The sequence below is a fragment of the Massilia genomosp. 1 genome (assembly GCF_011682185.1).
Taxonomy (GTDB): Bacteria; Pseudomonadota; Gammaproteobacteria; order Burkholderiales; family Burkholderiaceae_D; genus Telluria_A; species Telluria_A rubra.
This window is the reverse complement of record NZ_WHJF01000001.1, coordinates 150,997-166,357: the sequence shown is the minus strand read 5'-3', so window position 1 is coordinate 166,357 and position 15,361 is coordinate 150,997. Positions and strand designations below refer to the sequence as shown.

Annotated in this window: 9 protein-coding genes; 8 read left to right on the top strand and 1 reads right to left on the bottom strand. The window is 64.3% G+C overall.

Annotated features, from left to right (window positions below):
* Positions 1-111: 111 nt before the first annotated feature.
* Genes F1735_RS37335 through F1735_RS00670 form a run of 3 tightly spaced genes read left to right on the top strand, consistent with a single transcriptional unit; the run spans position 112 to position 5,507 of the window.
* Positions 112-2,367, top strand: coding sequence for a TIGR02594 family protein (locus F1735_RS37335; protein ID WP_167235117.1), 2,256 nt, complete (start codon positions 112-114; stop codon positions 2,365-2,367).
* Entirely contained in the window at positions 2,364-2,843 is a 480-nt protein-coding gene (locus F1735_RS00675) for a hypothetical protein (RefSeq protein WP_167235116.1), read from the top strand. The genes F1735_RS37335 and F1735_RS00675 overlap by 4 nt, the downstream gene beginning before the upstream one ends.
* 60 nt (positions 2,844-2,903) lie before the next feature.
* Positions 2,904-5,507, top strand: a complete 2,604-nt coding sequence (locus F1735_RS00670) for a type VI secretion system Vgr family protein (protein WP_167235115.1) — start codon at positions 2,904-2,906, stop codon at positions 5,505-5,507.
* 161 nt (positions 5,508-5,668) lie between these two features.
* Here F1735_RS00670 and F1735_RS00665 read toward each other — a convergent pair whose 3' ends face one another.
* Positions 5,669-8,830, bottom strand: coding sequence for a ligand-binding sensor domain-containing diguanylate cyclase (locus tag F1735_RS00665; protein ID WP_167235114.1), 3,162 nt, complete (start codon positions 8,828-8,830; stop codon positions 5,669-5,671).
* A 475-nt stretch (positions 8,831-9,305) separates the two neighbouring features.
* Here F1735_RS00665 and F1735_RS00660 point away from each other — a divergent pair, with 475 nt between their 5' ends.
* The 5 genes from F1735_RS00660 to F1735_RS00640 all read left to right on the top strand — a co-directional run bounded on the left by F1735_RS00660 (position 9,306) and on the right by F1735_RS00640 (position 15,347).
* Complete coding sequence (locus F1735_RS00660) at positions 9,306-10,841, top strand: DEAD/DEAH box helicase (protein WP_167235113.1); 1,536 nt, start codon at positions 9,306-9,308, stop codon at positions 10,839-10,841.
* A gap of 155 nt (positions 10,842-10,996) precedes the next feature.
* Positions 10,997-11,941, top strand: a complete 945-nt coding sequence (locus tag F1735_RS00655) for a glycosyltransferase family 2 protein (protein ID WP_167220707.1) — start codon at positions 10,997-10,999, stop codon at positions 11,939-11,941.
* Between the two features lie 48 nt (positions 11,942-11,989).
* A complete protein-coding gene (locus F1735_RS00650; protein WP_167235112.1) occupies positions 11,990-12,382 on the top strand; it encodes a GtrA family protein in 393 nt (130 codons plus the stop codon).
* A 20-nt stretch (positions 12,383-12,402) separates the two neighbouring features.
* Entirely contained in the window at positions 12,403-14,148 is a 1,746-nt protein-coding gene (locus F1735_RS00645; RefSeq protein ID WP_167235111.1) for a hypothetical protein, read from the top strand.
* On the top strand, positions 14,145-15,347 hold the full coding sequence (locus F1735_RS00640) for a hypothetical protein (RefSeq protein WP_167235110.1): 1,203 nt from the start codon (positions 14,145-14,147) through the stop codon (positions 15,345-15,347). Before F1735_RS00645 ends, F1735_RS00640 begins: the two co-directional genes overlap by 4 nt.
* Positions 15,348-15,361 lie beyond the last annotated feature (14 nt).

Here is a 15,361-nt window from a genome sequence, read left to right as displayed (position 1 = left end):
GCCTCAAAGTATCCGATGAGGACCTCGCCACACTTGTCATTGAGCGCGACGACTTTCATGGCGAATGGAACTATCGGTTAAAGCCTCGGGACGTAGTCTCTTGACTTGCAATTGTTCAACTTATTTTTGCTTAACTCCTATATGGCAATTGCGAAAAGGGAATCGCAATTCAACCCGGACGCGGCCAACAAGGGCAGTAGCGCCTCCGGCATTGCGCAAATGGTCGACGATACGGCCAAGGATCATGGACTGAATGATACCAATCGCTTTGATGCACGTTCCAGCATCCGAGCCGGATTGGCGTACTTTCTCAAGTTGCAGAAGGCGACGGTCGTTGATTATGGAAAGGCCAGCGATATCTATGAGCCGCTGCTCTATTACCGCTACCATTATGGCGAATTTTCGACCGCGACGCGGCACTTGCGCGATATCGGCAAAGGCAAGAAGCAGGAATACTTCGTCAAGAAAGAGATCGACGAGCTGCAGCGGAATCCGCGCTATGCCGATTCCAGGACTGTCGTCGACGAAGCCGAGCGCATCGAAAAGATTCTCGACGCTGCGCACGGGCTGGTCATTAAGCTGGCCGATGTTCTTGCAAAGCCCATGGCCGGCAGGAAGGTCATCGTAGTCGAAAAAGTGCGCAAGGCGCCGCCTGCGGTGCCAGCCCCAGCCGCTCCCGCACCAGCCCCGGTAGTGCGCGTCCCAACGCCGCCTGCCGCGCCTACGGCTGCCCCAGCCGCGCCAGTAACAGCCGGCCCTGTTCAAGCCAAATCAGCGCCAGCAGCGCCGCCCCCTGCAGCACCGGCGGACCAAGTGCCGCCGTCCAGCACCTCGACCAAGTCGCCAGCACCACCGGCGCCAGAAGCCGTGCCGGCAGCCACCCCTGCGGTCGACGCGCAGCCATCTGTGGCACACGAGGATTCAGATGAGCACCAATGGGAAGTGCGCGCCTATGAAGTGACCACCGATGCGGCTGGCGAGCTACCGGAAATCGTTTCCGAATCCCAGCAGCAGTTGGTGATTCTCATCCCTCGCATCGATTATGAAGCCTATAACGAAGCTGTCGCCAAGAACCTCATTACCGAACACGGTAATGAGCATGACCTGGAGCATCACACGCCAGACGACGGCGGCGCGCCCGCCATTGCCGTCCCAAATGCTCCAGCCGTGCCGGCGCCGTCTGCCGAGGTCAAGCCGCCTGTAGAGGCCAAGCCGCCATCTGCGCCAGCTCCAGCCGTGCCCAAGCCGGCTCCTGCCACTCCCAAACCTGCCCCAGTAACGCCGCCCGCCGTTCCTGTCGCAAGGCCAGCGCCGCTTCCTGTACCTCAACCCAAGCCAATTACGTTCGGCGAAGTCGTCACTGCCGTGAAGAAAATGGGATGGAAGGATGTGTACAGCACCTCGTTCTCGTACATAAAGAGTTTCCGTACGCGACCTAAACTACCAGATGCGCCGCTGACCAATCCGGCCAACACAGTCACCTCGCCAGCGCGTGTTCAGGTAATCACCGGCAGTTTGCCAAACAGGGAAATCAAGGTGCCGAAAGTCGAGGCAAAGGTGACCACGGCGCCCCAAACTGCTGTCAAGCCTGTCGCGGTAACCGGAGAAGCGGGCTGGATGCCTTTCGCCCTCAAGGAGCAGAGCAAGGGCACCGTGACGGAGAAAAAGGCGAATCAGGAAGACGACGTCGCTTGGCGTCATGCCCAGAAAGAACGGGACAGCGCCGAGTCCGCTGCCAAAAAAGCGCGCTCAGATCTGCGCGGCGAAAAGCGCAAGAAAGTGCCGGTGGAGAGCAGAGTCCAGGAACTGAATGCAGAGATCGCAAAACAAGACGCTGCCGCCGCCGCCGCAGATAAGACCATGTTGCAAATTGAATCAACATACAACAATCAGGATATCCTGAAGTATTTGCAGAGTACGGGGCTCGGAAGGACGTTGTCACGTAATGATTCCACAGCTTGGTGTGCGTCGTTTACCAATTGGTGTCTCGAACAGGCAGGCTACCGCGGCACCGACGACGCACGCGCAGCGTCGTATATTAACTGGGGCCAGAAACTTGACGAACCGCGCTACGGCGCCATTACCGTCGTCACGCGCAACTTCGGGGAATATCACGTCGGCTTTTTTATCGGAATTGTCGAAAAGGACGTCAAGATTGGCGAGGAAGATATCGAGGTGACGGGGAAGGATGGCAAGGTGAGGAAGAAAAAGGTCGCCAAGATGAAAAAGGCGAAGTACGTCAAGCTTTTGAGCGGCAACTATTCACAGACGGTGATTGACGCGGCAGGCTGGGCTGTAGATGCAGCAGATAACCCGAGATTGCACTTGGTCTCTTACCGTTGGCCTACTAGCAAGGAAAAGCAATGATAAAACGAATGTTAGCATGTGTACTCTTGATACAGACGGCGCCGGTGATGGGCGCGTGCGTCGTACCGACCGAAGTCCAGCTGCATGAAGTGTGGAACGCATTCAGGGCGGATGCCAAGCAGGGCGTGCCGGCTAAGATGGAGCACTATTTTCAGTTTCCACTCATGTTTATTCCACCGTTTGAATATCAAAAGCCCCCGATGGTTTCGCGCACCACTTTCCGAAAGAACTATGCTGAAATTTTCTTCAAAAGCACGCATGGGGAAGATCTCGATATCCATCGAAGGCTGCTAAAAACCACAGGAAATGAGGTCAGCTCGGCCATTCACTTCGAGACAAAAGCCTGCCGCCTCAAGGTAGCCGTCGAGCTTTCTGATTACAGGTTCGATTTTCATCAGCAGCGCGGCTGGATCATCACTGCGGTCCGCTATGCCGACGATTACTATGTTATGAAATCGTTCAAATCCGATCGATGAAACAAGCCGCTCCCGACCGGGGCTCATTTAACGATCACGACACCAAATGATCATTTTCTGATGAATCCATTAAACCAGATCGCCGCCTTCGGCCCGTTCGGCACAGGCCTGAGCCAGCACGCGCGTCTTATCACCATCGCCAGCGCGCAAGACAGTTCCCTGCCCGAATCCCTGATGGCCGAAAAATTCACTGGCCGCGAAGCGGTCAACGAACTGTTTTCCTTCGATGTCGACGCGCTCAGTGTCTCGACCGACCTGGAACTTGCCCAGTTCATCGGCGAAGAACTGACGATCACCTTACTGCAGCCTGATTCGACCCGGCGTGTCTGGCATGGCATCTGCACGGACGCTGCCTGGCTCGGCGCCGATGGGGGCGTGGCGCGTTACCGGCTGCATTTGGAACCGGCCATGGCCTTGCTGCGCCTTCGACGCGACAGCTACATTTTTCAGGACAAAGACGTGCGCGAGATCGTGAGCGAGCTGCTGGCAGATTATCCCGCGATCCGCTACGTCTTCGACGTGTCCCAAACCTTGCTGCCACGCGCCATTTGCACGCAATACCGGGAAAGCGATTTCGACTTCTTCGAACGTATACTCGCCTCCGAAGGCCTGAATTGGCGCTTCGAACACGACCAGGGCAACGACACGAGCGCCAGTGCGCAGGCGCGGCACCAACTGGTGATCTTCGACAGTCAGGCTAAAGCGCCAGCGACGCCCGGCGGAAGCGATCTGCGCTTCCACGGCGTGCGCGCCACCGACAGCGACGACGCGATCGATGCCTTCCGCGCCCGTCGCCAGGTGCAGCCCAACGCGGTCAGTATCAGCAGCTGGGAACCCGCACGCCTTGTCGCCCCGGCGGCCGAACGGCACTCTTCGCTGCAACACGGCGAGCTGCCTTCGATGCCTGTCTACGATGGCAGCGGCGAGCGGATCGCCAGCGCCAGCGGGATGCCGGACGCGCACTGCCTGCGCATGCTGCAGGCACTTGAACTGGACAACAAGGTCTTTGAAGGCGAGGGCGCGGTGCGGCGCCTGGCCGCCGGCCACGCCTTTCACCTGACCCAGCACGAGCGCTATGGCGCAGGCGCCAATGCCTTCACCGTACTGTGGGTCGAACACGAAGCGCGCAACAATTACCAGCCGGGTATCGCGGTAGCGGCCCATGCCGGCGTGGAAGCGGGTACCTATCGTAACCGCTTCGGCTGTGTGCGCGCGCCGGTGGCGATCGTGCCGCGCATGACGGCGGCCCCCCATGCCTGCACGGCGCTTGGTCCGCAGACTGCCATTGTGGTGGGGCTCGACCAAGCCATATCGACGACTACCCGCGACTATTACGTGAAAATCCAGTTTGCCTGGCAGCGCGGAAATGCGCCGAACAGCGGCGGCATGGCCCACAACGTCGACCCCGCGGGTAATGCCCCGGGCAACCAGGCCTCCGGCACCTGGGTGCGCGTGGCCGAAGCACTCGCCGGGCCCAATTGGGGTACGCAATTCACGCCGCGCATCGGCGCCGAAGTGCTGGTCGACTTCCTTGAAGGCGACATGGATCGCCCGGTGGTGGTGGCGCAACTGTACACCGGCGCCGATCTCCCGCCCTTCTCGGCCGGCGTAGACGCCGGCGTCAACCACGCCGGCGTGTTGTCCGGTATTCACAGCCACAATATCGATGGCGAAGGTTTTGGCCAATGGCAACTGGACGACAGCCCCGCGCAGGTGCGCACCCGTCTGTCGAGCAGCAGTGCCGCAAGCGAGCTCAATCTGGGCTACCTGATCGCGCAACTGTCCCAAAGCGCCCATCGCGGCCGCTACCGCGGGACCGGCTTCGAGCTGCGCACCGATGCCTGGGCCGTGGTGCGCGGCGCCGATGGGGTCCTGCTGTCGACCCATGCCCGAAACAGCCAGGGCAGCGGTATTGCGGGAACCCAACTGGATACGGCCGAATCGCTCGGTATGCTTAAGCATGCCCGCGAAACCAGTGCGACGTTAACCACCACGGCCGCCAAGCAGAATGCACTGACCAGCAAGGGTGCTGCCGAGGCGCAAAGCGATTTTATCGCGCAGATTGACCCGCACGCCGAAGGGAAGTTCGGTGCGACCGTGAACGGACAGCAGGCTTTCAAGGCCAGGAGCGGGGACCGGACGCTCGCCAGCGAGCAGCCGGTGGAACGCTTCGGCAAGCCGCTCGTGCTGATGGAAGCGGCGGCCAGTATCAACTGGGCGACGCCGGCATCGACGCTGCTCTATGCCGGCAAGCACCTGCACTGGACCACGCAGGGCGATCTGCACATGAGTGCGGGCGACACCGTGTCGTCTGTAGTCGGCAAGGTTGCGACTCTGTTTACGTATGCAGGCGGGATTCAGGCCTACGCCGCCAATGGTCCCGTGTCTCTGGAATCCCACACCGACCAGCTTGAGATTCTTGCCGACAAGTCGGTGAAGGTCGTTTCGGTCGAGGGCAGCATCGAGATCAATGCCCTGAACAAAATCGTGCTGCAGGCAGGCCGCACGTCGATCGTCCTCGAGGGTGGCGATATTACCTTCCTGTGCCCTGGAGTATTTTCAGTCAAGGGCAGCCTGGAGCCGTTCGGCCCGAGCGGGGGCGGGGTGGCGTCGCTAAGGCCATTGCCCGATTCGCTGATTCCAGATAGTGCCCTGCCGGGTTGATATGACGCTCATACAGAGCAGATGAGAGGGGGGTGGCGTGCTGCCGTGCTCATCCTCCGATCCCATGCCGTTGCGTGCATGTCAAAACTAGCAGCCTATGAGGAGAAGGACGCTCAGAGCAGCTCTTGACATTTTTCCGGCGTGATCAGCAAAGCACCTGTTCACGCGCACAGCGCCCGGTTGCGCCCCTCGGTCTTGGCGCGGTACATGGCGCGGTCGGCATGTTCGACCAGTTGCTCCGGCGCGCCGTTCTCGTCCGGCATCAGCGACACCACCCCGATACTGATCGTCACTACCCCGTAAGGCGACTTGGCGTGCGGCAGCGCCAGCTGTTCCAGCGCCAGGCACAGCGCGCAGGCCAGTTCGTGCGCTTCGGCCACGCTGGTGGCCGGCGCCAGCAGCGCGAATTCCTCGCCGCCGTAGCGCGCCACCAGGTCGGACGGACGGCGCGCGTGCGCCGCGATCACGCCGGCCACCGCGCGCAGGCACTGGTCGCCGGCCTGGTGCCCGTAATGGTCGTTGTAGCTCTTGAAATGGTCGACGTCGAGCATCGCCAGCGCCACCGGATAGCCGTTGCGCGCGCCGCGCCGCCATTCGGCGTCGAGCGCGTGGTCGAAGCCGCGCCGGTTATTGATGCCGGTCAGGCCGTCCGTGGAGGACAGCGCCGCCAGCTTGGCGTTGCTCGCTTCCAGCTCGGCGGTGCGCTCGGCCACCATGTGCTGCAACTGCTTCTGGCGCCGGGTCAGGTCGCGCACCCGCGCGCGGTACGCCGCGCTCAACAGTCCCAGCGCCAGCAGCGCGAGGATGGTGCGGAACCACCAGGTTTTCCACCACGGCGGCAGGATCGTCACCGTCATGCTGGCCGCGTTTTCGCTGCGCACGCCCTGGTGGTTGGCGGCGCGCACCGAAAACGTGTAGCTGCCCGGATCGAGGTTGGTGTAGGTGGCGCTGCGGTGCGCGGCGTCGGTCTGTACCCAGGCGCGGTCGAAACCGTCGAGCCGGTATTCGTAGGTGTTGCGCATCGGATCGGTGAAGTGCAGGGCCGCGAATTCGATCGAAAACACCGAGCCGTCGCCAGCCAGGGTCAGGTTGCTTGGCGCCGTCACCGGGCCGTCGAGTTTCAGGCCCGGCACCGCGCGCCCGTCACGCAGCGAGCGGTTGAACACGCTGATGTCGGTGATCGCCACCTGCGGCGGCGAGGACACGCTGCGCACCGCTTGCGGACTGACCCCGGTGATGGCCTTGACCCCGCCGAAATACAGGCGCCCGTCCGGCGCGGCGTGCGCGGCGCCCGAGGAAAATCCTTCCGACAAGCCATCGGCGGCGGAGAAACGCGCCACCTTGCCGCTGTCCGGGTCGAGCCGCAGCAAGCCGTTCGCGCTGCTCAGCCACAACTGGCCGGCGCGGTCGCTGCGCATCGCCAGGATCTTCAGCGGCCCCACGCTGTCGGGCCCGTCGTAACGGCGGAAGCTGATCGCCCCGGCCGCGTCCGTCATGACCTGGTTCACGCCGCGCGCGGTGCCGGCCCACAGCCGTCCCTGCGGGTCCTGGTACAGCGAGACCACGTTGTTGTCCGACAGCGAGCGCGCATCGCCGGCGCGCTGGCGCAGGTGGCGGAAGCGGCCGCTGGCCTGGTCCAGCACGTCGAGCCCGCCGCCGCCCCATTCCGAGCCCATCCACACGCGCCCGAGCCGGTCTTCGACGATGCTGGTGGTGCCGCTGACGCTGCGGCTGTCCGCGCGCGCCGGGTCGGACGGGTAGGGCGTGCTCTGGCCGCTGGCCGGGTCGTAGCGCAGCACGTGCAAACCGGTGCCGATCCACAGCGCGCCGCCGGCGGCCGGGGCGATGGTGTTGATGAAGTCGCTGCCGACCGAGCCGAAACTGACCACCCGCAGCGGCGCGTCGAGCGCGTCGAGGCGGTTCAGGCCGGCCGAGGTGCCGATCCACAAGGGGCCGTCCGGCTGCTGGTACAGGCTGTAGACGATATTGCTGCTCAGGGCGGGTCCGGGCGCGCCCGCCGCCGTGCCCGGAGCGGCCCTGGCGTCGGCGCGGTAGCTGCGCAGCACGGCGCCGCTGGCGCTGTCGAACAGCGACAGGCCGGCGTTATTGGCCAGCCACAAGCGCCCGTCGGGCGCGCCTTCCATGGCGCGCATGGCATTGTTGGGACGCAGGTTGTTGGCCTCGACGTCGAAGGGGATGAAGCGCTGGAAGCCTTCGCTGTTCAGGTTGACGAGGCTGATGCCGTCGGTGATCGAGCCGATCCACAGCATGCCGCTGCGGTCGTGCATGACGGCGCGGATATCGTCCGACGGCAGGCTGTAGCTATCGTTGGCGCGATGCACGTAATGCACGGCCGGGGCGCCGGGTGCTTCCTGCCGCTGCGGCTGTTTGTCCCAGCGCAGCAGGCCGGCGCCGAGCGTGCCGGCCCAGACGGTGTCGTTGCGGTCGCCGTACAAGGTGTTGATGCGGGTCGCCGGCGAGTCCACCTGGCGCCGCGTGTTCCACGGCTGGCCGGCGCGCCAGCTCACCACCCCGGTCTCGGTGCCGATCCAGAGCGTCTGGTCGGGCGCGAAGTGCAGGGCGCGCACGATGTTGAGCTTGGGATCGGGCGCCTCCGGCCGGTCGACCCGGAAGTGCGTGAACGCGCGCGCGCCGGGCGCCAGGTAATCGAGCCCGCCCGGCCAGGTGGCGGCCCACAGGCCGCCGCCGGCGTCCAGGGCGATGGCGTTCAGGTCGTTCGAGGCGAGGCTGCCGGGGCGCGCCGCGTCGTGCAGGTGCAGGGTGAAGCGGGCGCTGGCCGGATCGAAATGTTGCAAGCCGCCCCAGGTGGCCAGCCACATGCCGCCCTTGCCGTCGCCGATGATCTTCTTGACGATGCGCTGCGAGGCCGGGCCGGGCGGCGGCACGAAGCGGGTGAAATTGTTGGTCTCGGGATTGAAGCGCGCCAGCCCGTTCTGGGTGGCCACCCAGATCGCCCCGGCCGCGTCTTCATACAGGTCGGAGACGCGGTCGTGCGGCAGCTTGCCGGCGCTGTTGGCGTTGCTCGCGTACTTGACCGCGTGGTAGCCGTTGTAGCGGTACAGCCCGCCGCTGTGGGTGCCGATCCACACGAAACCCTGGCGGTCCTGCAGCAGCGCCAGGATCGACAGCTCGCTCGAATCGAACGAGGGCAGGCGCTTGAAGCGCAGCGCCGAGGTGGGGGCGCTGCCGGCCTGGGCGGCGCCGGGCAGGGTGGCGAGCGACATGAGGCACAGGAGGGCGCACAGCAGCAGGCGCGGCAGGGCGAAGGGGTGACGCGCGAAGGCGGTAAATACGCTGAGCATGGCAAATAGGTGTCTACAATACCGGCCACCCCGGGAATGCCGGGGAACCCGGGCAGTGTAAACCAAGTTGGCTGTGCGGCAATACCTCTTTCAAGATGTATTATCGATGTACAGTTGCCGGGATTTAGGGTATCGTTTACGGCACTATTATTGCATCTACGTCCGTACGCCCGGTTCTGCCGACGCTGTCGTGGCACTATTCGAGCTGGCCATCGGTCTTGCCACTGGCAGCCTGCCAGACTTGGGATCGTCGGCTGCAAAAATATCTGGACGGGCCATATCTCAGCGCTTTCTCGGCCAATAGCTTGCTATTGGCACTGCGAAATCGTCGAAATATGGCCTCGCCCAGCTATTTTTTCGCTTCGACTCCCCAAGCCTGACAGGCTGCCGGCCGGCTCGTCCCCGTCCATCCTGGAAGTTCCCCGCGTCGGCCTGTCCGGGCGTAGAGCAGATTGAACTTACGCCCGGAAAACTTATGTCTGAAACACCGATTACCATCGAAGCCGACAGTGCACCCACCGTCAAGTTCGCCGATTTCGGCCTTGCGCCGGAGATCCTGCGCGCACTGACGGACCAGGGCTACATCCATCCGACGCCGATCCAGGCCGCGGCCATTCCGATCGTGCTGCAGGGACGCGATGTCATGGGCGCGGCCCAGACCGGCACCGGCAAGACCGCCGGCTTTTCCCTGCCGATCATCCAGCTGCTGCTGGCGCACGCCAGCCCGAGCATGTCGCCGGCGCGCCATCCGGTGCGCGCGCTGGTGCTGACCCCGACGCGCGAGCTGGCCGTGCAGGTGGCCGAGAACGTCAAGGCCTACGCCCAGCACACCCCGCTGCGCTCGACCGTGGTGTTCGGCGGCATGGACATGAAGGGCCAGACCATCATCCTCAAGGGCGGCGTGGAAATCGTGATCGCCACCCCGGGCCGTCTGCTCGACCATATCGAACAGAAGAACGTCAGCCTGGGCCAGGTCCAGATGCTGGTCATGGATGAAGCCGACCGCATGCTCGACATGGGCTTCTTGCCGGACTTGCAGCGCATCATCAACCTGCTGCCGAAGAAGCGCCAGAACCTGATGTTCTCGGCCACCTTCTCGCCGGAGATCAAGAAGCTGGCCAACAGTTTCCTGACCGACCCGGTGACCATCGAAGTGGCGCGCAGCAACGCCACCGCCGAGAAGGTCACCCAGATCGTCTACAAGGTGGCCGACGAAGCCAAGCGCGACGTGGTCGAATTCCTGATCCGCGGGCGCGACCTCAAGCAGGTGCTGGTGTTCTCGAACACCAAGATCGGCGCCTCGCGCCTGTCGCGCCACCTGGAGCAGGGCGGCATCAAGGCCACCGCGATCCACGGCGACAAGACCCAGCAGGAACGCATGGCCGCGCTCGACGCCTTCAAAAAGGGCGAGATCGACGTGCTGGTCGCAACCGACGTGGCCGCGCGCGGGCTCGATATTTCCGACCTGCCGTGCGTGATCAACTTCGACCTGCCGTACAACGCCGAAGATTATGTACACCGGATCGGCCGCACCGGCCGCGCCGGCGCCTCGGGCGACGCCTTGTCGGTGTTTTCGGACAAGGACGAGCGCTTGCTGGTCGATATCGAAAAACTGATCAAGCAAACCATCACGCGCGGCGAACTGCCCGGCTTCGTGCCGGCGAGCACGGCCGGCGCGGGACGCCTGGAGTCGTCCGCCGAACGCCGTCCGCGCCGCGATGACAGCGCCGGCGCCGGTGCGCCCCGTTCGTCGAGCCGTCCGCCCGAGCGCGAACGCGGCGGCGAGCGCAGCTTCAGCGCCGAGCGCAGTTCCAGCACCGAGCGCAGTTCGACCAGCGGCGCGCCGGGCCGCTCCGGTCCGTATCCGCGCCGCGAAAAAGTCGATCCCTGGTTCCTGACCCCGTACGAACCGGCCAGGAAGAGCACGCCGGCCGTGGCCGACCAGGTCAGCGCCAGCACCAAGCCCAAGCAGAAAATCGCCGTGCTGCTCGGCGGCTCTCCCAAGCAGTAAGAGCCCGGGCCGAGGCGGCCGCGCCGGCATGGCGCGCCCCGGCCTGGCCCCTCAAAGTGTTGCCTGGATGTATAATTTGCCCAAATGTAATGCCGCCCTGCGTGTGGTCCCTGCCCACGCGCTGCGGCGTTTCTCTTTTTTATCACTGTATAACGATGAACAAACTAATTAATCAAAGCATCGCCATCCTCGTGCCTTGTTATAACGAGGAACTGACGGTTGCCGCGATTGTTCGCGACTTCAATGCCTGCCTGCCGCAGGCGGTGGTGTATGTGTTCGACAACAATTCGAAGGACGCCACGGTGCGCCTGGCGCGCGAAGCCGGCGCCGTGGTGCGCAATGTGCCCCTGCAAGGCAAGGGCAACGTGATCCGGCGCATGTTCGCCGATGTCGACGCCGACATTTACATCATGGTCGACGGCGACAATACCTACGACGCCAGCGTGGCGCCCAAGCTGGCCGAAAAGCTGGTCGACGAAGGCCTCGACATGGTGGTCGGCACGCGCGTGTCGACCGAGCAGGAAGCCTACCGCTTCGGCCACCGCTTCGGCAACCGTCTGCTGACCGGTTCGGTCGCGGCGGTGTTCGGCGATACCTTCACCGACATGCTGTCGGGCTACCGCGTGTTTTCGCGGCGCTACGCCAAGTCCTTCGCGGCGCACTCGGCCGGCTTCGAAACCGAAACCGAGCTGACCGTCCACGCGCTCGAACTGCGCATGCCGGTGGCCGAGGTCGAAACCATCTACCGCTCGCGTCCCGAAGGCTCGGTGAGCAAGCTCAACACGTACCGCGATGGCGTGCGCATCCTGTGGACCATCATCAAGCTGTTCAAGACCGAAAAGCCGCTGGCCTTTTTCTCGCTGGCGTTTTTCGCCTTCATGCTGGCGGCGGTCGGTTTTGCCGTCCCGCTGTTGCAAACCTACCTGGCGACCGGCCTGGTGCCGCGCCTGCCGACCGCGATCCTGTCGGTCGCGCTGAGCCTGTTCGGCGTGATCTCGCTCAATTGCGGCCTGATCCTCGACACCGTGACCAAGGGCCGCATCGAACAGAAGCGCTTCGCCTACCTGGCCATCTCGGCGCCGCGTGTCAAACATGTCTGAGCGGGGCGCCCGTGACGGCGCCGTCGCCACCGCCGCCGCGCCCCGGGCATGAAGCTCGGGGTCCAGCTGCTGCGCTTCGGCGTGGCCGGCGTGGCGGGCTTGCTGGTCGACCTGGCCGTGCTGGCGCTGGCGCGCGGCGCCGGCCTCGATCCGTATGCGGGGCGCGCGCTCTCCTTCCTGTGCGCCGTGTTCGCCACCTGGCAGATCAACCGCCGCTACACCTTCCATCCGGCCGGCATTTCGCTGTGGACTGAATGGTGGCGTTACCTGCTGGCCATGAGCGGCGGCGGGCTGGTCAATTTTGCCACCTACAGCGCCATCGTCTGGTGTTTTCCCACCTTGCCGTACAACCCCTACTGGGGCGTGTGCGCCGGTTCGCTGGCCGGCATGACGGTCAATTTCATTGGCGCGCGCTGCTTTGTTTTTCAACGTAAATCGTAATTACTTATCGCAGGAATCGCATGAATGTCGTGACTCGGGCAATTTCGCGTGTGGACGCCGGCGTGCTGCGCCTGTGGGATGGGCTCGACCGTGTCAAGCTGCTGCGCCTGTCCATGTGGCTGGTCCCGCTGCTGGCCGGCCTGGTGTCGGTGCTGCTGGGGCAGGACGCCAACTGGGACTTGCGTAACTATCACTGGTACAACCCGTACGCCTTCCTGAACGACAAGATCGGTTTCGACCTCAATCCGGGCCAGTTCCAGAGCTATTTCAATCCCACCATCGACCTGCTGTATTACGGCCTGGCCTCGCATTTTCCGACCCGCGTGACCGGCTTTGTGATGGGCTTTTTGCACGGACTCAATTTCGTGCTGCTGATCGTGATCGTGCGCCAGGTCCTGGTGGCCGGCGAGCCGGCCGCCTTCGCCACCGCGCGCTACCGCCTGCCGCTGCTGCTGGGGGTGGCCGGCTGCATGGGCTTTTCTTTCCTGACCCAGCTCGGCAACACCATGGGCGACAACCTCACCTCGCTCACCGTGCTGGGCGCCATCGCGCTGTTGCTGCGCCAGTGGCCGCAATTGCTGGCCGGCGGCGCGCGCGCGGCGCTGATCGCCGCCCTCGCCGGCCTGATCATCGGCGCTGGCACCGGGCTCAAGCTGACCAATGCGAATTATGCGCTGGCCCTGTGCCTGGCGCTGCTGACCCTGCGCGTCTCCCTGTGGCGGCGCTTTAGCACCGCCTTTGTGTTCGGCCTGGGCACCCTGGCCGGCATCGGCGCCACCGCCGGTCACTGGTACTGGCTGATGTGGAAGCAGTTCGGCAATCCCCTGTTCCCCCAATTTAACAATATCTTCAAGGCGCCGCTGGCTTCGCCGATCGCCGTGGCCGACATGGGCTGGGTGCCCAAGAGCGCGCTCGAAGCGCTGCTGTGGCCCTTCATCTTCACCTTCAATTCGAAGCGCGTGATCGAGCTGCCGATGACCCAGATCATCTGGCCGCTGGTCTATATCGCCTTCCTCGCGCTGATCGCGCAGCACCTGCGCCGCCTGTGGCTGGCCGCGCCCGGGCCGGCTGCGAGCATCGTCGCGCACGGCGAGGCCCCCGGCGCGCGCCTGCTGCTGGTGTTTTTCGCGCTCTCCTACCTGATCTGGCTCAAGCTGTTCGGCATTTACCGCTACATGGTGCCGCTCGAACTGCTCGCGCCGCTGGTGCTGTGGCTGTTGCTGCACCGCGTGTGTAGCTTGCCGGTGGCGCGCGCGATCGGTGCCTGGTGCATCGTGCTCTCGGCCATTGCCGGCCTGCCGCGCGTGGACTGGGGCCATCACTACAATGGCGAGAAAAGTTTCACGGTGCAAGTGCCGGCGTTTGCCGAGCCGGAGCAGAGCATGGTGTTTACCGTCCATGGCGACCCGCCGATGTCGTGGCTGGTGCCGAATTTTCCGAACCGCCTGGCGTTCGCCGCGCTCGGTTCGGGCTTTCCCGAGTCGCCCGCCTTCGCCGAGCGCGTCGCCCGGATGGTGGCCGCGCGCCGCGGTCCCTTGTTCGTGATGCTCAGCGCCGGCGGCTTGCCGCTGGGGCCGCGCAGCGGCGCCGCCGCGCCCGACGCCGACACCGAACAGCGCCAGCGCCGCCTGTACGACGCCGGCCACAAGGTCCTGCAGCGCTACCGGCTCACCTTCAACGAAGCGAGCTGCGTCGTGTACGACGCCCGTTTCGGCGGCGGCGCCAGCGATGCGTATCAACTGTGCCAAGTAGGACATCTGCCATGAGCGCCATTTCCCGCCGCCCGGGCCGGCATGCGGCCAAGATCGTGATCGTGTTGCTGCTGGCGCTGCCGGCGCTGCTGTCGCTCGAGCGCGCCCTGAACAAGCCGGCCGACCCCAACCTGAGCCAACTGCCGCCCAAGCCGCGCACCCTGGCCGACTGGACCGCCGCGCCGCCCAAGCTGACCGCCTGGGTCGACGATCATTTCGGCGGACGCAAGTTGTTCATCCGCCTCGGCACCTTCGTGCGCTTTCACCTGTTCGATGAATTTCCGACGATCCAGATGGCGGCCGGTCAGCACGGGCGCTACTTTCTGGCCGCGCACGGCACCAATGTGGCCCGATACCAGGCCATCACCACGGTGTGCGGCAAGGGCGTGGCCAACGCCACCACCATTCCTTACCTGAACAAACTGTTCGGCGCCTTCCATGCGGCCGGGCTGCAGCCCAAGCTGCTGGTGGTGCCGTCGGCCCCGGCCGTGTATCCGGAAGACGTGCCGGCGGCGCTGGTGGCCGAGTGTTCCAGCGAGTCCACCGCGGTGAGCACCGTGCTGGCCGCGCCGGAACTGGCGCGCGAGGCCTCGGTCAATATGTTTTATCCGCTCAAGGAAATGCGCGAGATCAAGAAAAGCGCGACCCTGTTCCCCAACACCTGGTTTCACTGGACCGGCGCCGGCCTGGACCAGGTGGCGCGCCTGAGCCTGACCCATTTCTGGCAGCGCCCGCTCGACCAGGGGCCGCCGCTGCGCACCCGCGCCAGCGTGGCGCAGTCGGACGTGTCGCACCTGTTCGAGGGCATCACCCTGAAAAGCGAGATTGTCGAGCCCGACATGGACGCCTCCGGCATCAAGGCTTGCTTCGGGCTCGATTGCTTTCCCGAAGTGGCGGCCGCGCGCATCCTGCAAGACGTCAGCCGCTTCGACAATCCCCAGGCGCCGGCGCGCCGCCTCTTGATCATTTCCGACTCCTTCGGCGTGAAGATCGCGCCCTGGTATGCGCGCTACTACCGCCAGGTCGAGCACATGGCCACCAACCGGGTCGACCAGCTCTCGCCGCAACAAATTGCCGAATTGAAAGCCTTCCTCTACCGCGATCGGGCCCAGACCGACATCCTGATCCTGTACCACGACGGCGGCGCCATGTACGACACCTTGCGCCTGGGGACCGACAGCATGCTGCCGGCGGCACTGCCGAAGCAGGCCTGACATCAAGCTTGCCG